This window comes from Paraburkholderia saeva (assembly GCF_907164555.1).
GTDB lineage: Bacteria > Pseudomonadota > Gammaproteobacteria > Burkholderiales > Burkholderiaceae > Paraburkholderia > Paraburkholderia saeva.
The window spans coordinates 435,561-455,205 of record NZ_CAJQZC010000002.1; the positions used below are offsets into that span (position 1 = coordinate 435,561).

15 protein-coding genes are annotated in these 19,645 nt (G+C 63.4%); 1 reads left to right on the forward strand and 14 read right to left on the reverse strand.

Features of this window, described 5'->3' with window-relative positions:
• Positions 1-23: 23 nt before the first annotated feature.
• Together LPA36_RS06195 and LPA36_RS06200 are read right to left on the reverse strand one after the other, a co-directional pair.
• Positions 24-3,137 carry a sensor domain-containing protein gene (locus LPA36_RS06195; protein WP_228875257.1) on the reverse strand — a complete coding sequence of 1,038 codons (3,114 nt, stop codon included), beginning with the start codon at positions 3,135-3,137 and terminating at the stop codon, positions 24-26.
• 189 nt (positions 3,138-3,326) lie between these two features.
• Positions 3,327-3,821, reverse strand: a complete 495-nt coding sequence (locus LPA36_RS06200) for a nitrate reductase associated protein (protein ID WP_228875258.1) — start codon at positions 3,819-3,821, stop codon at positions 3,327-3,329.
• 122 nt (positions 3,822-3,943) lie between these two features.
• Between LPA36_RS06200 and fdhD the strand changes: the two genes are divergently transcribed.
• Positions 3,944-4,765, forward strand: coding sequence for a formate dehydrogenase accessory sulfurtransferase FdhD (gene fdhD / locus LPA36_RS06205; RefSeq protein WP_228875259.1), 822 nt, complete (start codon positions 3,944-3,946; stop codon positions 4,763-4,765).
• 73 nt (positions 4,766-4,838) lie between these two features.
• On the opposite strand, the gene LPA36_RS06210 is transcribed toward fdhD, so the two are convergent.
• The 12 genes from LPA36_RS06210 to ubiB all read right to left on the reverse strand — a co-directional run bounded on the left by LPA36_RS06210 (position 4,839) and on the right by ubiB (position 19,638).
• Positions 4,839-5,609: an enoyl-CoA hydratase gene (locus LPA36_RS06210; protein WP_228875260.1), complete on the reverse strand. Its 771-nt coding sequence runs from the start codon at positions 5,607-5,609 to the stop codon at positions 4,839-4,841.
• 99 nt (positions 5,610-5,708) lie between these two features.
• Positions 5,709-6,908 (reverse strand): acetyl-CoA C-acyltransferase, encoded by a 1,200-nt coding sequence (locus LPA36_RS06215; RefSeq protein WP_228875261.1) that lies wholly within the window; start codon positions 6,906-6,908, stop codon positions 5,709-5,711.
• A gap of 83 nt (positions 6,909-6,991) precedes the next feature.
• Positions 6,992-9,427, reverse strand: a complete 2,436-nt coding sequence (locus LPA36_RS06220; RefSeq protein WP_228875262.1) for a 3-hydroxyacyl-CoA dehydrogenase/enoyl-CoA hydratase family protein — start codon at positions 9,425-9,427, stop codon at positions 6,992-6,994.
• Positions 9,428-9,537: 110 nt separating this feature from the next.
• Positions 9,538-11,325 (reverse strand): acyl-CoA dehydrogenase C-terminal domain-containing protein, encoded by a 1,788-nt coding sequence (locus LPA36_RS06225; RefSeq protein WP_228875263.1) that lies wholly within the window; start codon positions 11,323-11,325, stop codon positions 9,538-9,540.
• Between the two features lie 104 nt (positions 11,326-11,429).
• Positions 11,430-12,029, reverse strand: a complete 600-nt coding sequence (locus LPA36_RS06230; protein WP_228875264.1) for a TetR/AcrR family transcriptional regulator — start codon at positions 12,027-12,029, stop codon at positions 11,430-11,432.
• 316 nt (positions 12,030-12,345) lie between these two features.
• Positions 12,346-13,605, reverse strand: coding sequence for a phospholipase D-like domain-containing protein (locus LPA36_RS06235; RefSeq protein ID WP_228875265.1), 1,260 nt, complete (start codon positions 13,603-13,605; stop codon positions 12,346-12,348).
• Positions 13,602-14,078, reverse strand: a complete 477-nt coding sequence (gene nudB, locus LPA36_RS06240) for a dihydroneopterin triphosphate diphosphatase (RefSeq protein WP_228875266.1) — start codon at positions 14,076-14,078, stop codon at positions 13,602-13,604. Before nudB ends, LPA36_RS06235 begins: the two co-directional genes overlap by 4 nt.
• A 165-nt stretch (positions 14,079-14,243) precedes the next feature.
• On the reverse strand, positions 14,244-16,046 hold the full coding sequence (gene aspS / locus LPA36_RS06245; RefSeq protein ID WP_228875267.1) for an aspartate--tRNA ligase: 1,803 nt from the start codon (positions 16,044-16,046) through the stop codon (positions 14,244-14,246).
• Between the two features lie 63 nt (positions 16,047-16,109).
• A complete protein-coding gene (locus LPA36_RS06250) occupies positions 16,110-16,772 on the reverse strand; it encodes a DUF502 domain-containing protein (protein WP_228875268.1) in 663 nt (220 codons plus the stop codon).
• Between the two features lie 81 nt (positions 16,773-16,853).
• Positions 16,854-17,222, reverse strand: a complete 369-nt coding sequence (locus LPA36_RS06255; RefSeq protein ID WP_228875269.1) for an FmdB family zinc ribbon protein — start codon at positions 17,220-17,222, stop codon at positions 16,854-16,856.
• A 139-nt stretch (positions 17,223-17,361) separates the two neighbouring features.
• A complete protein-coding gene (locus LPA36_RS06260) occupies positions 17,362-18,021 on the reverse strand; it encodes a methyltransferase domain-containing protein (protein WP_228875270.1) in 660 nt (219 codons plus the stop codon).
• Between the two features lie 36 nt (positions 18,022-18,057).
• Positions 18,058-19,638, reverse strand: coding sequence for a ubiquinone biosynthesis regulatory protein kinase UbiB (gene ubiB, locus LPA36_RS06265; protein WP_228875271.1), 1,581 nt, complete (start codon positions 19,636-19,638; stop codon positions 18,058-18,060).
• Positions 19,639-19,645: the final 7 nt, after the last annotated feature.

The following is a 19,645-nucleotide window of genomic DNA, read 5'->3' on the forward strand; positions in this document are numbered from 1 at the left end:
GGCGAAGATTCTGGCGGGAATATCTATATGTCTACCACCTCCTGCGCCACCCCCTGCCGCAACATCGCCGGAATCGCCTCGCACGGCATCGGCTTTGCAAAGTAAAAGCCCTGCATCTCATCACACGCACGTTCGCGCAGGAATTCGAGCTGCGCCGACGTCTCCACACCCTCCGCGATCACCTGCAATTCCAGCGAGTGCGCGAGCGCGATGATCGCTGACGTGATCGTTTCGTCGTCGCTCGACGCGCCGATATCCGACACGAACGAGCGGTCGATCTTCAGGCGATCCACCGGAAAGCGCTTCAGATAGCTCAGGCTCGAATAGCCGGTACCGAAATCGTCGATGGCGAGACCGATGCCGAGCGCGGAAAGCTCGGTGAGCATCGCCACGGCGTCTTCCGCGTTGCGCATGATCGTGCTCTCGGTCAGTTCGAGTTCGAGATATCTCGGCTCGAGCCCCGTCTGCGCGAGCACCTGCTTGACGAGCACCGCGACGTCGCGCTGCTGGAACTGCCGCGCCGACAGGTTCACCGACACGCGCGCCGGCGGCAAACCTTCGTCCTGCCACGCCTTGTTCTGACGGCAAGCCTCAAAGAGCACCCATTCCGACAGCGGTCCGATCAGCCCACTTTCTTCGGCCACCGGAATGAACGATGCCGGCGACACCAGCCCGACTTCCGGATCGAGCCAGCGCACGAGCGCTTCCATCCCGACAATCCGACCGCTGACGATATCCACCTGCGGCTGGTAGTGCAGCAGGAATTCGCTGTCGCGCAGCGCGCGCCGCAGACGCCTCTCCAGATTCATCCGCGCGCTCGCGCTGGCATTCATCTCCGGCTCGAAGAACTGGAACGTGTTGCGGCCCATGTCCTTCGCGCGATACATCGCGAGGTCGGCCTTCTTCATCAGCGTTTCGGCGTCGTGCCCGTCCTGCGGGAAGAGGCTCGCGCCCATGCTGCAGCCAACATACAGCTCGGTGCCGTCGAGCCAGACCGGCTCCGAAATCGATGCGCGCACCCGCTCCATCCACGCAACCAGAAACTGTTCGTCGATGGTATCGGCCAGCACGATCACGAACTCGTCGCCGCCGTGACGCGCGACCGTGTCGCTCGCTCGCGCGCATCGTCCGAGCCGCTCCGCTACGACACCCAGCAGCCGGTCGCCGACGCTGTGTCCAAGGCTGTCGTTCACGTTCTTGAAGCCGTCGAGATCGATGAACACCACGGCCACGCCCCGCTCGCGACGCTGCGCCGAAATCAGCGCGTGCTGCAGCCGGTCGCGCAGCAGGTTGCGGTTCGGCAGACGCGTGAGGCTGTCGTAGTTCGCCTGGTATTCGAGCTGCTCCTGATAGCGGATCAGTTCGGTTACATCGTTGATGATGCCGATGTGATGCGTCGTCAGGCCGTCGGCGCCGGGCACCGGCGCGACGAAGAGCTGGTTCCAGAACAGCGCGCCGTCCTTGCGGTAATTGCGCAGCACGGCGCTCACTTCGCGATTGGCGGCGAGCCCCTGACGGATCGCCGCAAGCCCTTCCTGGTCGCGATCGTCGCGCTGTAGCAGGCGACAGTCCTGCCCCAGCACTTCGACCGGATCGTAGCCCGTGATGCGCTTGAACGCGGGGTTCACGTATTCGATCAGGTTGCCGGTTTCCGCCGGGCCTGTAATCAGGATCGCGTTGACGCTCGCGTCGAGCGCGCGGCTTTGCAGACGTAGCGCGAGTTCCGAACGCCTGCGTTCGGTGATGTCCGTGTACGAGCCGAGCACGCCGATCACGCTGCCGTCGCTGTCGGTGAACGGCAGCTTGCTCGTGACGGTCGTGCGGTGCACGCCATCGATCACGAGATCGAACTCGAAATTCATCTTCGGCACGCTCGATACCATCACTTCCTCGTCGTGCGTGCGCATGTGTGCGGCGAATTCGCGCCACGGCATGTCGAAATCCGTCTTGCCGATCACCTGCTCCGGATACGCGAGCCCGGCGTCCCGCGCGAACGCCATATTGCAGCCGAGATAGCGCGATTCGCGATCTTTCCAGAAGATGCGCTGCGGAATGTTATCGATGACCGTTTCCAGCATCTGGTTCGACCGCTGCGCCTCGGCTTCGGCGTTGATCTGTTCGGTGACATCGTCGGCGAGCACGAAAAACGCCGGACGGCCGGCGAAACTCAGCGCGTGATACGAAATGTCCGCGCTGATGTGCGAGCCATCCTTGCGTCGGTGATGCCACACGCCGGCCATCGTCCGTCCGTTGGCGGGCACGACGTCGCTGCGTTGCAGATGCGACTCCAGTCGCGAGATTTCCGAAACCGGCCGGATCACGCGGATCGTCATGGCAAGGAATTCTGCTTCGGAATAGCCGTACTGCTGCACGGCCGCGCCGTTCACCGCGAGAAAGCGCAGCGTCTCGCGATCGAAGATGTACATCGGCACGGGATGCGCGTCGAACAGGCCGCGAAAGCGTTCGTCGTTGCCGCGCAACGCCCGCACGATGCGAATCTTTTCGCGCGCGGCCGTCTCACGCACGCCGAACGTGTAGATCAGCAGGCCGCCACCGGCGAGTGTCGTGACGAGCAGGAACAGCATCGCGACCTCGGTTGCTTTCGCCGATTCGCTGAGCGCGGCTTCGAGCGCGCGGTCCTCGTCCTGACGCATTGCCGTCAGGCTCGAATCGAACGCGTCGAGCTGCGTGTCAAGGCGCGTGTACTCGATCGCGGCCCACGCCCGCGAAGCATCGAGCCCTGGTTGCGCCGCGCGCGCAAGCGCCGTGTCGACGCCGCGCTGCAACACCCGCGAAGCCGGCACGAGCCGGTCGAGGCCTTCGATCAGACGCGGCTCGGCGCTGAACCGGGCACGCAGCGACGTCTCCAGCCTGCTGAGTTCGACGGCCCGCCGCGTGGCGGCATCGGACGGCTCGACGGCGCCCGACGTCTCGAAACGGCCGAGCGCGGCCAGTCCGCCTTCGAGCGTCTCGCGCCAGGCATCCAGATCCTGCTTGACGCCCATCGAGCGCAAGGTGCGCGCGTCCGCGGCCCGCTGGCCGCAGATCTGCGTGTAGGCAACAAAAGCGTTCGCGCCGACGGCCGCGGCGACGACTGCCAGATTAATCAGCAGACGCTTCGAAAAAAGAGAAGTCATGGGTTCCGAACGTCGGGTCGTTCTGCGGGCGGGAAGCCCGGGCCAGCCTGCTTTTCGTGGCCGATACGGCAGCACGAACGCGGGTCTTTTGCGCGCTAACCTCTGGTTAACGACCGCTTTCGGAGGAGATTGAGGGTGGGGCCGGAAATAAACCGGTGCGCGGCGGCAGCGAACGGCCGCGCCGCGCACTTAGCGCAGGTCGTGCCCCGAAGCCGCGATGCCGAATTCGGTCATCGCCGGGACGAAATCGTGGTTGCCTTCGGGCTTGCGCGACAGCTTGGCGAGCACGTAGCGCTGGAACGGATCGAGCCGTGCCCACTGCTCGCGCGTCGGCGCCCGCAGCCGCGCGACGAGCGACTGATGCACGACGCCATCCGGCACCGCTTCCGTGTCGCGCCACGCGGGCGTTTCTTCGGGGGTGAACCACTCCGGCTCGACGTTCGCGTGCGTGCGCAGCATCTCGAAGAGCGCGTGATCGAAATTCGGCTCGATAGTCGCGTCGTCCTCGACGGGAAAACGCGCCAGCAATGCGCGGTCCTCGTGCGGCAGCATTTGCCACTGCGCAAGCGAGATGCGCAGGCCGAACCGGTCCAGATTGAAGCGCACGGACATCGGAATGAAGGTGAGATTCTCCGATGAAGCGACTTCGAAGTTGAAGAGGAGCGGCGCCTCGTTGAGTCCCATGTCAGTGTCCTCGTTGGTAGCGGGCAACGCGTGATGCCAGCTTGAGGTATTTTAGAACCTTATTCGCGGGCTGGAGGCTGCATTGACGGCACCCCGCACGCGGCAATCGAAGGAGTGAACGCTTGAACGAACTGGAAACCACCGGCCAGCCGGGCGCCGTCGAGCAGATTGTGCACCGGCATCGCGGAGACTCGGTCGAAACGGTCACCGACCACGTCGGTCAGGAATGGCCGGTCGCGCTCGTTTTCAACGGCATTTCGCATGCCGTGATGATGTGCACGCCGCGTGATCTGGAGGCGTTTGCCGTCGGCTTCGCGATTTCGGAGGGCATCGTCGGGCGCAGCAGCGACATTCAGGACATCGAGGTGGCGTGCTTCGAAGGCGAAATGCCGTACGCCGAAGTACAGCTGACGGTCGTGCAGCAGGCGTTCGTCGCGCTGAAGGAGAAACGTCGCGCGCTGGCGGGACGCACGGGCTGCGGCGTCTGCGGGATCGAAAGTATCGATCTGCTCGACCTGCAGCCGGAAGTGGTGCCGGATACCGGCTTTCTGACACGCCTCGCGCCCGATGCAATTGCACGCGCCGCACGTGCATTGCCGGCGCATCAGTCGCTGACGAAACTCACGGGCGGGCTGCACGCCGCCGCATGGTGCGATGCAAAAGGCGCAATCCGCTATGCGTTCGAAGACGTCGGCCGCCACAATGCGCTCGACAAGCTGATCGGCCAGCTTGTGCTCGATCGAGCGGATGCAAAGGATGGCTTTGTGTTCCTGTCAAGCCGCGCGAGTTACGAACTGGTGCGCAAGGCCGCGCGCGTCGGCATTCCGATGCTCGCAACGATTTCGGCGCCATCGTCGCTTGCGATCGCGATTGCGAAGAAAGCACAGCTCAGGCTGGTGAGCTTCTGTCGTGAATCGGGTTACGTCGAATACGGTACGCGGTGATCTTCCTGTGTCATATGCCGGGCGCTGGCGAAATGGAATCGCAGCGCCCGTCATGAACACCAGCCGGTGTTGGCTAGTCGAACTGCCGGAAGTCCGGCTTGCGCTTCTCGAAAAACGCCTTGAACGCCTCGCGCGCTTCCGGCGCAAGCAGCATCTTGCCGAAGTGCACGGCTTCCTCGCTGATCTGCGTCTGGATCTCGTGCTGCGCGGCGCGCTTCATCAGCGCTTTTGTCACGCGCAGCGAGGAAGCCGGCAGCGCCGCCAGTTTGAGCGCCTGAGCCATTGCGAACGCGTCCACTTCGGCAGCGGGCAGCAGGCGGTTCACGAAGCCCATGCGCTGCGCTTCCTTCGCGTCGAACGCTTCGCCGAGCAGCAGCTTTTCCGCCGCGCCCTGATAGCCGGCCACGCGCTGCAACAGCAACGACGAAGCCGCTTCCGGACACAGACCCAGTTGCGTGAACGGCAGCGAGAACGTCGCCGATTCCGCTGCGTAGACCAGATCGCAATGCAATAGCAGCGTCGTGCCAACGCCGACCGCCGGCCCCGCCACGGAAGCGACCAGCGGCTTTTCCGCCGAACTGATAGCGCGCAGGAACTGGAACACCGGCGCGTTCTCACCGCCGCCCGGCGACTTCATGAAGTCTTCCAGATCGTTCCCGGCGCTGAAAATGCCGACGCTGCCGCGAATCAGGATCGCGCGCACCGAGGCGTCGCTGTGCGCTTCGACAAGCGCGTCGGCCATCGTCTGATACATCGCGGCCGTGATCGCGTTTTTTCTGTCCGGCCGGTTGAAGGCAATCGTCATTACGCCGTCGGCGCGCTCGACCAGAATATCCATCGCCATCTCCTTACTATCTCTTCGACTTCCCGAATGGAAAAAACGGTTCGCAAGCCACGAGACCTGCGAACCGTTCGTCTTGCCTGTGCGTTGTGCCGTCCGCGCTTACAGGCGTTCGATGATGCCCGCTGCGCCCATCCCGGTTCCGACGCACATCGTCACCATGCCGTACTTGAAGTTACGGCGACGCAGCCCGTGGACGACCGTCGAAGCGCGGATCGCGCCCGTCGCGCCGAGCGGGTGACCGAGCGCGATCGCGCCGCCAAGCGGATTGATCTTCGACGGATCGAGGCCGAGATCCTGGATCACCGCGAGCGATTGGGCGGCGAACGCTTCGTTCAGTTCGATCCAGTCCATGTCGTCGATCTTCAGACCGGCGGCCTTCAGTGCAGCCGGAATCGCTTCCTTCGGACCGATGCCCATGATTTCCGGCGGCACGCCGCGCACGGCGAAGCTGACGAAACGGGCGAGCGGCGTCAGGTTGAATTCCTTCAGCATCTTTTCCGACACGACGATCAGGGCACCCGCACCGTCCGACGTCTGCGAGCTGTTGCCGGCCGTGACCGAACCCTTGTTGGCGAACACCGTGCGCAGCTTCGCGAGACCTTCCATCGACGTATCGGCACGCGGACCTTCGTCAAGCGCCACTTCGCGCGTCTTCACCTTCACTTCGCCAGTGGCGAGATCGGGGAAACGCTCGGTGATCGTGTACGCGGCGATTTCGTCGTTGAATTCGCCGGCCTGCTGCGCGGCGATCGCGCGGCGGTGCGATTCGACCGAAAACTGGTCCTGCGCTTCGCGGCTGATCTTCCAGCGCTCGGCGACCTTCTCGGCGGTCAGGCCCATGCCATAGGCGATGCCGAAGTCTTCGCTGCGATCGAAAATGTGCGGCGACATCGACGGCTTGTTGCCCATCATCGGCACCATGCTCATCGATTCGCAGCCGCCCGCGATCATCGCATCCGATTCGCCGACGCGAATGCGGTCCGCCGCCATCGCCAGCGCCGTGAGGCCCGACGCGCAGAAGCGGTTCACCGTCACGCCGCCCACCGTATTCGGCAGACCGGCGAGCAGCGCGCCCATCCGCGCGACGTTGAGGCCCTGCTCCGCTTCCGGAATCGCGCAGCCGATGATCGCGTCTTCGATCACTTTCGTGTCGAGGCCCGGCACCTGCGCCACGGCCGAACGGATCGCGTGCACCAGCAGCTCGTCCGGGCGCGTATTTTTGAACATCCCGCGCGGGGCCTTGCCGATCGGCGTGCGGCTCGCGGCAACGATGTATGCGTCCTGCAATTGCTTTGCCATTTGAAACTCCCAGGTCGAACGGAGCGCGCGCCTTAACGCCTTACTCCGGTCCCATGCATTTGATTGCTGTCAGCTCGTCGCGCCTAGTTACGCACCGGCTTGCCGGTCTGCAACATGCCCATGATCCGTTCCTGCGTCTTCTGCGTACCAAGCAGATCGACGAACGCACGGCGCTCGAGTTGCAACAGCCATTCTTCGTCGACGAGGCTGCCCGCTTCGACATCGCCGCCGCACACCGCTTCCGCGATGCGGCCGGCGATCAGGTAATCGTGCTCGCTGATGAAACGGCCATCGCGCATGTTGACGAGCGATGCCTTGATCGTCGCAATCGCCGAACGACCCGCCACCGGCACCTGCGTCACGCGCAGCGGCGCGCGGTAACCCGAAGCCGACAACGCACGGGCTTCCTTCTTCGCGGTGTCGAGCAGTTCGAACACGTTGAAGACGATCGTGTCGGACGGCTTCAGGTAGCCCATTGCGCGGGCGTCGAGCGCGGAGGCCGAAACCTTCGCCATCGCGGCGTTCTCGAACGACTTCTGCACGAACTTCAGCAGGTCGTTTGTGGCGCCCACCTGGGTTGCGGCTTCGGCGGCACGCAACGCGGCTTCCTTCAGACCGCCGCCCGCCGGCACGAGGCCAACGCCGACTTCGACGAGGCCCAGGTAGCTTTCGATGTGCGCGACGCGCTTCGCGCTATGCAGCGCCAGCTCGCAGCCACCGCCGAGCGCAATGCCCGAGATGGCTGAAATCACCGGCACGTTTGCGTACTTCACGCGCAACATGCCCTGCTGGAACTTCTTCACGAACGGCTCGATGCCCTTCGCGCCGCCCATCATGAACGCGGGCATCGCCTCTTCGAGATTCGCGCCTGCGGAGAACGGGCCGCCCGGCGTGCCGAGCTTCAGCGATGTGGGCTGCCACACCACGAGGCCCTTGTAGTCTTTCTCGGCGAGGTCGATGGCCTGCACGAGGCCGTCGATCACCGACGGTCCGATCGTATTCATCTTGCTCTTGAACGACACGATGAGCACATCGTTCTCGCCCGTGCGGTCGTCGACCCATGCGCGCACGGCATCGGTTTCGAACAGCGTCTTGCCGTACGTCTTCGGATCAGCAGAACTTTCGCCGACGAGCGGCGCACGGAACACCTGCCGGTCGTACACGCCGAGCGACGAGCGCGGCACAAACGATTTCGAAGCCGGCGACCACGAGCCTTCGTTCGTATGCACGCCGCCCTTTTCCGCGACCGGGCCTTCCAGCACCCACGCGGGCAACGGTGCGTCCGAGAGCGCCTTGCCGGCTGCGATGTCTTCCTGCACCCACTCGGCGACCTGTTTCCAGCCAGCCGTCTGCCAGCCTTCGAACGGACCCTCGTTCCAGCCGAAGCCCCAGCGGATCGCGAGGTCGACGTCGCGCGCGTTGTCTGCGATCGATTCGAGGTGCACGCCGATGTAGTGGAACACGTCGCGGAAAATCGCCCACAGGAACTGGGCCTGCGGATGATCCGATTCACGCAGCAGCTTCAGACGCTCCGCCGGCGGACGCTTCAGGATACGGCCGACCATGTCGTCGGCCTTCGCGCCGCCGTCCACGTAACCACCCGTCTTCGGGTCGAGCACCTTGATCGCCTTGCCTTCCTTCCTGTAGAAACCGCCGCCGGTCTTCTGGCCGAGCGCGCCCTGCTTCACGAGGCCGGCGAGCACGGCGGGCGTTTCGTAGACCGCAAAGAACGGGTCGCCCGCAAGCGTGTCCTGCATCGTCTTGATGACGTGCGCCATCGTGTCGAGACCGACCACGTCGGCGGTACGGAACGTCGCCGACTTCGCGCGGCCGAGACGGCTGCCCGTCAGATCGTCCACTTCGTCGAAACGCAGACCGAACTTCTGCGCTTCGGTGATCACCGCGAGGATCGAGAAAATGCCGACGCGGTTGGCGATGAAGTTCGGCGTATCTTTCGCGCGCACGACGCCCTTGCCGACCACGCTCGTCAGGAACGTTTCGAGCTGGTCGAGGATTTCCGGGCGCGTCGTGGCGGTCGGAATCAGCTCGACGAGATGCATGTAGCGCGGCGGATTGAAGAAGTGGACGCCACAGAAACGCGACTTCAACTCGTCCGAAAAACCCTTCGACAGTTCGGTGATCGAGAGACCCGACGTGTTCGTCGCGAAGATCGCGTTCGGCGCGATGTGCGGCGACACTTTCTTGTACAGGTCGTGCTTCCAGTCCATGCGCTCGGCAATCGCTTCGATCACGAGATCGCATTCTTCGAGCTTCGCGATGTCGTCATCGTAGTTCGCGGGCTGGATGTACTGCGCGTCGTCCTTCACGCCGAACGGCGCCGGGGACAGCTTCTTCAGATTTTCGATCGCCTTCAGCGCGATCGCGTTTTTCGGGCCTTCCTTTGCGGGAAGGTCGAACAGCAGCACGGGCACCCTGGCGTTGATCAGGTGCGCAGCGATCTGCGCGCCCATCACGCCGGCGCCGAGGACGGCTACCTTGCGAATGATCAGATTGCTCACGTCGTTCCTCCGGGGAGTGGTGCGGTATCGCCCGTCGCGCGAATGCGCGACGGGGGCACACGCGCCGTGCGGTCAGCGTGACGCTGCGCGCGGCGCGTGCCTGAATGGATTTAGAACAGCGACTCTTCGACTTCCATCAGCGACTTCGAACCGGCGCGCGCCTGACGGATCGTCATGGCGGTTTCCGGCAGCAGCTTCGCGAAGTAGAAGCGCGCGGTGGCGAGCTTGGCCTTGTAGAACGGATCGCCCGACGCTTCGTTATCCAGCGCGATGCGTGCCATGCGCGCCCAGAAATACGAGAACACCAGATGACCCACGGTCCGCAGATACGGCACGGCGGCAGCACCCACTTCGTCCGGATTCTGCATGCCCTTCATGCCGATTTCCATCGTGAGCTTCTGCACCTTTTCGCCGATGTCGGCGAGCGGGTTGATGAATTCGGACATCTCAGACTTCACGCCCTCAGCCTCGACGAAATCGGCGACCAGCTTGCCGAACTTCTTCATCTTCGCGCCCATGTCGCCGAGCACCTTGCGGCCCAGCAGGTCGAGCGACTGAACGGCATTCGTGCCTTCGTAGATCATGTTGATACGCGCGTCGCGCACGTACTGCTCCATGCCCCATTCAGCGATGAAGCCATGGCCGCCGTAAATCTGCATTGCGTGGTTCGTGCTTTCGAACGCGTTGTCGGACAGGAACGCCTTCAGGATCGGCGTGAGCAGCGCGATGAGATCAGCGGCTTCCTTGCGAACGGTTTCGTCGGCGTGCGACAGTTCCTTGTCGATCTGCAGCGCCGACCAGTACGTGAACGCGCGCGCGCCTTCAGCATAGGCCTTCTGCGTGAGCAGCATGCGGCGCACGTCCGGATGGACGATGATCGGATCGGCCGCCTTTTCCGGCGCCTTCGGGCCCGTCAGCGAACGCATCTGCAGACGTTCCTTCGCATACACGAGCGAGTTCTGGTAGGCGACTTCCGTCAGACCCAGGCTCTGCATGCCGACGCCAAGACGCGCGGCGTTCATCATCACGAACATCGCGTTGAGGCCCTTGTTCGGCTCACCGACGAGCCAGCCCTTCGCGTTGTCGAGATTGATGACGCACGTAGCGTTGCCGTGAATGCCCATCTTGTGTTCGATGGAGCCACACTTCACGCCGTTGCGCTCGCCCGGTTCGCCGGCTTCGTTCGGTACGAACTTCGGCACAATGAAAAGCGAAATACCCTTCGTGCCTTTCGGCGCGTCCGGCAGACGTGCGAGCACGAGGTGGACGATGTTCTCCGCCATATCATGTTCGCCGCTCGAGATGAAAATCTTCGTGCCGCTGATCGCGTAGGAACCGTCGCTGTTCGGCTCGGCCTTCGTGCGCAGGATGCCGAGGTCGGTGCCGCAATGCGGCTCGGTCAGGCACATCGTGCCCGTCCACACACCGGCGACGAGTTTCGGCAGATACAGCTGCTGAAGTTCCGGCGTGCCGTGCGCGTGCAGGCATTCGTACGCGCCGTGCGAGAGACCCGGATACATCGTCCAGGCCTGGTTCGCCGAGTTGAGCATTTCGTAGAGCGCGTTGTTCACGAATGCCGGCAGACCCTGGCCGCCGTATTCGGGATCGCAGCCGAGCGACGGCCAGCCCGCTTCGACGTACTGCTGATAGGCTTCCTTGAAGCCCTTTGGCGTGGTCACGACGCCGTCGCCGACGTACGTGCAGCCTTCCTGGTCGCCGCTCTGGTTGAGCGGGAAGAGCACTTCGGAGCAGAACTTGCCGGCTTCTTCGAGCACCTGGTTGATCGTATCGGAGTCGAGATCCGCGTGCTTCGGCATCTGCTTGATCTCGGCTTCGACGTTAAGCAGCTCGTGCAACACGAATTGCATGTCGCGCAGCGGCGCGGCGTACTGTCCCATGACTCTTCTCCACTCCAAAGGTGTTGGCTTAAAGCCTCGCCACCAGCCAGCGTCCAGAACGTGGACCTGTTGCGCCGACGAACCCTGTGGATCCGGAGGCGTGACTAGCGGCTGTTGCTCTGATACGAAACGATCAATTTATCCAGCGAGGCCCACGTCAGGCGCACGGCGTCCGGCAGATGCAGGAAGCGCGCATCGTGATGCAGACCCAGCGTGAGGCTGTACAGTTCGAAGAGCATCAGTTGCGGATCGGCGTCCGCCCGCAGATGCCCTTCTTCCTGTGCCTGCGAAATGGCTCGCGTGAGCGCGGCGCGCCAGGTGGTCACGCTCGACACCAGTTGTTCGCGCACCGGGTTGTCCGCGCGGTCGTCATACTCGACAGCGCCGCTGATATAGATGCATCCAGTGGTGACTTCCTGGATGCGCTTCTCAATCCAGCGCGAGATCATCGCCCTTAGACGCGGCAGCCCGCGCGGTTCGCGCAGACTCGGAAAAAACACCTCTTCTTCAAACCGGTGGTGATATTCCCTGACCACTTCCACCTGCAGATCCTCGCGCGACCCAAAATGCGCGAACACGCCGCTTTTGCTCATCTGCATGCGCTCGGCCAGAAGACCAATCGTCAGACCTTCAAGTCCGTCGCGGCTTGCCAGGTCGAGTGCTGCGTCGAGAATTGCGGCCCGCGTCTGTTCGCCTTTTCGCATAGCTTTTGTACCGTTCTGATTTGACCGAAAGAAAATCGAACGGCCGTACTATTGTTGAGTACGACCGCCCGCGAAACAAGGACTTTATTAGAAACCGGTTTCTAACTGGCCACCAATTTTGCGGCATCCGTCAATCGGACGAGGCGCCATCTTTGGGATTGTTCGCCAATCCTGCTCAATGGCAGTTTTACCGGCTCGGGGCTTCGGTGTATCCAGGTGAATTACCCGGATTGCGCTACGACGCGGGACAGGATGGGTGACGATTCTGGCGGCCCGGTCGCGCGCGTCGCCTCGCCAGGCGGGAAGGCGCCGGGGTTCAGTCGTAGCCGCCCACCGTCAGCACCTTCATCACCGCCCGGTACGTGTTGTAGGCCAGCCAGTTGAGGATGCGCTCGACGCGCGGACGCGCTTCGTAGTGCGCGAGGTCGATACGGCGCGACTCGTCGAACGCCGTCAGGATCGCCGCGCGCAGGTCGTGGATCTCGGGATCGGCCACCAGCACGACGTTCGCCTCGTTGTTCACGAGCAGGCTGAGTGCGTCGAGGTTCGACGAGCCCACCGTTCCCCAGCTCGAATCGACGACAGCGACCTTGCCGTGCAGCAGCGTCTTTTCGTATTCGGCGATCCTGACGCCCGCACGCAGCAGCGCCCGGTACAGGAACGGCACCGCGTAATCGAGCGCGGCGAACTCCTTGCGCCCGATGATGAGCCGGACGTCGACGCCGCGCCGCGCCGCATGCGTGAGCGCGCGCCGCAGCTTGCGGCCCGGCATGAAGTACGGATTGGCGAGCAGTACCTCGGTGCGCGCCTGGCCAATCGCGGTCAGATACGCCTTTTCAATCGCACGCCGGTTGACGAGGTTATCGCGCGCAACGAACGCGACGCACGGCAGCCCGGTTTCACGCACATCGCCGCGCGCGCGGCGTCGCATCCGCAGGCGCGCCGAGCGGCCGAGATCAGGCGGCGGCTCGCCGCCCGCGCCAGGCATTTCGGCAGGCTTATGTCCGATGCGTATGCGACGCCACTGTGCTTCGAACGCTTCGCGGATGTCGGTCACGACCGGCCCGCTCAGTTCGACCGCGAAATCCCAGCGTGGATGCGGCAGGCGCGCGCCGTTGTTGTCGAAGTCGTCGACGATGTTGATGCCGCCGCAGTACGCATACGTCTCGTCGATCACCGCGAGCTTGCGGTGCGTGCGCGAAAAACCGAAGCGACCAAAAATATGCGGATTGTAGATACGGTGTTCGACGCCGTTCGGAAGCCAGTCGGTAAAGAGCGCGAGCTTCGCGGTGCCGACGCCATCGGTGATCACGCGCACCCGCACGCCCCGTGCCGCGGCTCGCAAAAGCGCGGCAGATATTTTCTGGCCGGCTTCGTCGTCGCAGAAGATGTATGTCTCGAGCGCGACGTCGTGCGTCGCGGCGTCGATGCGTCGGGTCAGCGTGTCGAAGTATTCGTTGCCGGAACGAAAGAGTTCGATGCCGTTGCCGGTGGTGAAGCGGTATCGCCGCCAGTAACGCCGGTTGCGAAGGCTCTGCCGGAGCCGCGCGAAACGTCGCGTGGCGAGGCTCTTCATCGCGGGCGCGCCGCGAGACGCGTCGGCAGTTGCAGGATCGCCTCCCGGTTCGACGACGAGAAACAGCGCGCCGCCGCTTCCTCGTACGACAACCATGCGTGAGCCGTGTGCTCGCGCGGTGCGAGCGTTACTTCGAGGCGCGCGGGCACCTGAAGGCTGAACCAGTGCTCGACGTTGCGCGTCACACCTTCGGCGTAGCGATGCCGCCACACCGGATAGATCTCGTATTCGATCTGATGCTGCCAGTCGACCAGCGCGCTCGCCGGCACCTCGGGCGTTCCGACGACGATGCCCGTTTCCTCACCCACTTCCCGCACCGCCGTTTCGACGATGGGCTCATCGACGTGATCCTTCGAACCCGTCACGGATTGCCAGAAACCCGGCCGGTCGGCCCGTTCGATAATCAGCACATCGAGTTGCGGCGTATGGATGACGACAAGGACAGACTCCGGAATCTTCGGCGGTTTCGGCATGGTGATCGGTAATCGGGCAACGCACCGTGCACGCGCAGGGTACGCACGCTACGTGTCAGTCAGTGGAGCGGGTTCGCTTCGACTGTAACGCAAAAAAAGAAAAAGGCGCATGACGCGCCTTTTTCCCTGATGCAGCTGAAGCCGGTTCGAACGTTCGATGAACGCTTATTGAACCTTCGGTTCCGGCTGACGCAGACGGATGTGGAGTTCGCGCAGCTGGCGCTCGTCCACTTCGCTCGGCGCCTGCGTGAGCAGACACTGCGCGCGCTGCGTCTTCGGGAATGCGATCACGTCACGGATCGAATCGGCACGCGCCATCATCGTGACGATACGGTCGAGACCGAACGCGATACCACCGTGCGGCGGCGCGCCGTACTGCAGCGCGTCGAGCAGGAAGCCGAACTTCGCACGGGCTTCTTCCGCGCCGATCTTGAGCGCGCGGAACACCTTGCTCTGCACTTCTTCCTGATAGATACGCACCGAACCGCCACCGATTTCCCAGCCGTTCAGCACCATGTCGTACGCCTTCGCGAGGCAGCGGCCCGGATCCGTTTCCAGATATTCCAGGTGCTCGTCCTTCGGGCTCGTGAACGGATGGTGAGCGGCGACGTGGCGCGCTTCTTCCTCGTCGTACTCGAACATCGGGAAGTCGATGACCCACAGCGGCTTCCAGCCGTCTTCGACGAGGCTGTTCGCCTTGCCGAATTCCGAATGGCCGATCTTCAGACGCAGCGCGCCGAGGCTGTCGTTCACCACCTTCGCGCGGTCTGCCGCGAAGAAAATGATATCGCCGTCCTGCGCGCCGGTGCGCTCGAGGATCGCCGCGATCGACGCGTCGTGCAGGTTCTTGACGATCGGGCTTTGCAGACCGTCACGACCCTTCGCGACTTCGTTGACCTTGACCCACGCGAGGCCCTTCGCGCCGTAGATGCGCACGAATTCCGTGTAGCTGTCGATGTCGCCGCGCGACAGTTCGCTGCCCTTCGGCACGCGCAGCGCTGCAACGCGGCCGTCCTTCGTGTTGGCCGGCGTGCTGAACACCTTGAAGTCGACGTCTTTCATGACGTCGGTCAGGTCGGTGAATTCGAGCTTCACGCGCAGGTCCGGCTTGTCCGAACCGAAGCGGCGCATGGCTTCCGAATACAGCATGACCGGGAATTTCTCGTCGAGCTGGACGCCGATCGTTTCCTTGAACACGTGACGGATCATCGCTTCGAACAGATCGCGGATTTCCTGTTCGGTGAGGAACGAGGTTTCGCAGTCGATCTGCGTGAATTCCGGCTGACGGTCGGCGCGCAGGTCTTCGTCGCGGAAGCACTTGACGATCTGGTAGTAGCGATCGAAGTTCGCCACCATCAGGAGCTGCTTGAACAGCTGCGGCGACTGCGGCAGCGCGAAAAACTGGCCCGGGTTCGTGCGCGACGGCACGAGGTAGTCGCGCGCGCCTTCCGGCGTGCTCTTGGTCAGCATCGGCGTTTCGATGTCGATGAAGCCTTGCGCGTCGAGGTATTTGCGTACTTCCATCGCGACGCGATAGCGCAGTCGCAGGTTGTGCTGCATCTGCGGACGGCGCAGGTCGAGCACACGGTGCGTGAGGCGCGTGGTTTCCGACAGGTTGTCGTCGTCGAGCTGGAACGGCGGCGTGACCGACGCGTTCAGCACGGTCAGTTCATGGCACAGCACTTCGATCTTGCCGCTCTTCAGGCTGGCGTTCGCCGTGCCTTCCGGACGGTTGCGCACCACGCCCTGAACGCGCACGCAGAACTCGTTGCGCACGCCTTCGGCGATCTTGAACATCTCCGCGCGATCCGGATCGCAGACGACCTGAACGAGGCCTTCGCGGTCGCGCAGGTCGATGAAGATGACGCCGCCGTGGTCGCGACGACGGCTCACCCAGCCGCACAGCGACACGGTTTGGCCCAGCAGGTGTTCGGTCACCAGACCGCAGTATTCAGATCTCATCGACATGATGTTTGTCTTTCGTTTTGCATTGATCGAACGGTGCACGCCGGTTGACGGCGCGCTCCGGCATTACAGCGGAGGCTCGATGGTGGTCGCGCGGCGCACGGGCGCCGGCTGCACGGGCACGGACGGTGCCACGACACCCATCGAGACGATGTACTTGAGCGCGGCGTCGACCGACATATCGAGTTCGACGACCTCGCTCTTCGGCACCATCAGGAAGAAGCCGGAAGTTGGATTCGGCGTCGTGGGCACGTACACGCTCACGTGCTCTTCCTTCAGGTGGTTGACCACGTCGCCGCCGGGAATGCCCGTCAGAAACGCGATCGTGTAGGAACCCTTGCGCGGATACTCGATCAGCAGCGCCTTGCGAAACGCGTTGCCGCTGCTGGAAAGGAGCGTGTCCGACACCTGCTTCACGCTGGTGTAGATCGGACCGACCACCGGAATATGACGCACGACGACTTCCCACCACTTCACGAGCGTCTGCCCGATGAAGTTCTGCGTCAATAGACCGACGATAAAAATAAACGCAATGGTCAGCACCGCACCCAGCCCCGGCAGACGGAACCCGAGCGCGCGCTCCGGCTGCCACGATTCCGGCAGCAGCAGGAGCGTCTGGTCCATCGTGCCGATGATGAGGCCCAGCACCCACAGCGTGATGGCGAGCGGCACCAGCACCAGCAGGCCAGTCAGGAACACCGATTTGAGCGTCGTCTTTTTCGTCGTCATGTGTACCGCCAGTGAACCGCGCGGGATCGATCCGCCGCGGTGTGCTTGTCGCCCTTTCCGCCCTTTCGGGCCGCGATGCCGCTATGCGCCGTCTGCACCGGCACTGGATGCAGGCGCCGCGGCCGCCGGTGCGGCCGGCGCAGCTTTCGCGCTGTCCGCGCCAGCCGGCGACGAACCCGCATCGCTCTTGCCGCCATCGGCTTTCGCCGGTTCGGCAGCGCCGCCTTCGCCGGCAGCGGGCTTCGCGGCTGCACTCGCGCCGCCGGAGCCGCCGCGGAAGTCAGTGACGTACCAGCCCGAGCCCTTCAGCTGGAAACCCGCGGCCGTCACCTGTTTGCGGAACGCGTCCTTGCCGCATTCCGGGCATTGCGTCAGCGGGGCGTCGCTCATCTTCTGAAGCACGTCCTTCCCAAAGCCGCATGATTCACAACGATAAGCGTAGATCGGCATGATCTTTATTCCCTGCGAAAATCCTGTAAACGCCTGCAAAGCCTTGAATTATAGCCGCAAACGGTCTGCCGCCCTGGAAAACCGGGCCTGCGGCGGGACAGACCCGCCGCGACATCAAATGGGGGCGTTGTGGCCTGGATCAAGCTGCCACAACACCGCGACGACGCCATGTCATCCAGCGTTCCCGCCCGGCGAACACCGGAATCGAATCCGCGACCGCCTCGTCTTCGATCAACTCGAAATGCGGCATCAGCAACGTCTCCAGCTCCTCACGCTCGATGCCGAACGGCGGCCCTTTGGGCGTTGCACCGAGAAAATAGAAGCCGGCGAGCAACCCCCCTGCTGGCAACAAGGCGGCCATTCGCTGCGCATAATCACTCCAGCGGGCTTTCGGCAGCGCGCAGAGAAACGCGCGCTCGTAAATCCAGGCCGGCGTGAACGGCGTCTCGTACTCGAAGAAATCCGCCTGTTCGACGACTGACGCGTAAGTGCCCAGCTGCTCGCGCGCGGTGGCGACCGCGTTCGGCGAAAAGTCGATTGCCCGCACGTGACGCCCTTCCCGCGCGAGCGCCAGCGCTTCCCACGCGCTGCCGCAGCCGGGAATCAGTACCGCGCCCTCGGCGTGCCGCGCAGCGAAGGCCTTGAACGCTGCCGGCACGCCCGCCTGATCCCACGGCATGAAGCCGCGTTCGAAGCGCTCGTCCCAGAACGCAGGCGAATTCGGGTCACGCGAAGCGAATTCCGGCACGACCTGGCCTGCGCTGGAAGGCGACGGAGGACGGTTTGACTCGGCGCTCATCGATATCTCCTGGTGGGGCTGGCTGTCAGGCCGTGATCAGCCGCCATACACCATGGCGAGCCAGACGCGTGCGATCACCGCGCCCACGCCCGCGGCAATGCCAAACATCAGGAGCCCTTGCAACAGCCGGTTAGTCCGCTTCTGTTCCAGCAGGATCAGACGCATGACGTCGTCGTTCGGCTGGCCGTGCTGCGCGTCATGGCGTGCAGCCAGCGCGTGATGGATCAGGCGCGGCAGTTGCGGCAACGTCTTGCTCCACTGCGGCGCTTCGATCTTGAGGCGCTCGTACCAGCCGGACAGCCCGATCTGCTCGTTCATCCAGCGTTCGAGGTACGGCTTCGCGGTCTTCCACAGATCGAGTTCGGGATCGAGCGAGCGACCGAGACCCTCGACGTTCAGCATCGTCTTCTGCAGCAGCACGAGTTGCGGCTGGATCTCAACGTTGAAGCGCCGCGACGTGGAAAACAGACGCAGCAACACCTGACCGAGCGAAATATCCTTCAGCGCGCGATCGAAGTAAGGCTCGCACACCGCGCGAATCGCGCTTTCCAGTTCTTCGACGCGCGTCGTTTTCGGCACCCATCCGGACTCCAGATGCAGCGTTGCGACGCGGTGATAGTCGCGCTTGAAGAACGCGAGGAAATTCTGCGCGAGATAGTTTTTGTCGAAGTCCGACAGCGCGCCGATGATGCCGAAATCAAGCGCGATATAACGCCCGAAATGCTTCGGGTCGAGGCTCACCTGAATGTTGCCCGGGTGCATATCGGCGTGAAAGAAACCGTCGCGGAACACCTGCGTGAAGAAAATCTCGACGCCTTCGCGCGCCAGCTTCGGAATATCGACGCCCGCCGCGCGCAGCGTTTCCACCTGACTGATCGGCACGCCGACCATGCGCTCCATCACCAGTACATTGGGCGTGCAGAACTCCCAGTACATCTCCGGCACGAGCAGCAGGTCGAGCCCGGCAAAATTGCGGCGCAGCTGGCTGCCGTTCGCGGCCTCGCGCATCAGGTCGAGTTCGTCGTGCAGATATTTGTCGAATTCGCCGACGACCTCGCGCGGCTTCAGGCGTTTGCCGTCTGCCCAAAGACGCTCGGCCCACACGGCAAGATCGCGCATCAGCGCGAGGTCCGAGTCGATCACCGGCAACATGTTCGGCCGCAGCACCTTGACCGCGACGGGCTTGCCCGCGTGCTGACCGGCCTTCACTTTCGCGAAGTGAACCTGCGCGATCGACGCGCTCGCCACCGGCACCCGTTCGAAATCGTCGAACAGCACGCCGACGGGCGCACCCAGCGATTTCTCGACGATTGCGATCGCGACATCCGAATCGAACGGTGGCACCTGGTCCTGCAGCTTCGCAAGTTCGTTGGCGATGTCGACGGGCAGCAGATCGCGCCGCGTGGAGAGCACCTGACCGAACTTCACGAAGATCGGCCCGAGACTTTCGAGCGCAAGACGAAGACGCACGCCCGGCGGCTGGTCGAACTTGCGGCCGATCGTGGTGATACGGAGCAGCAGACGCACGCGCCGGTCGTTGACGCGGCTCAACATCATCTCGTCGAGACCGAAACGGATGACGGTAAAGAATATTTTTAGAAAGCGCAGAAAACGCATCGTTGAG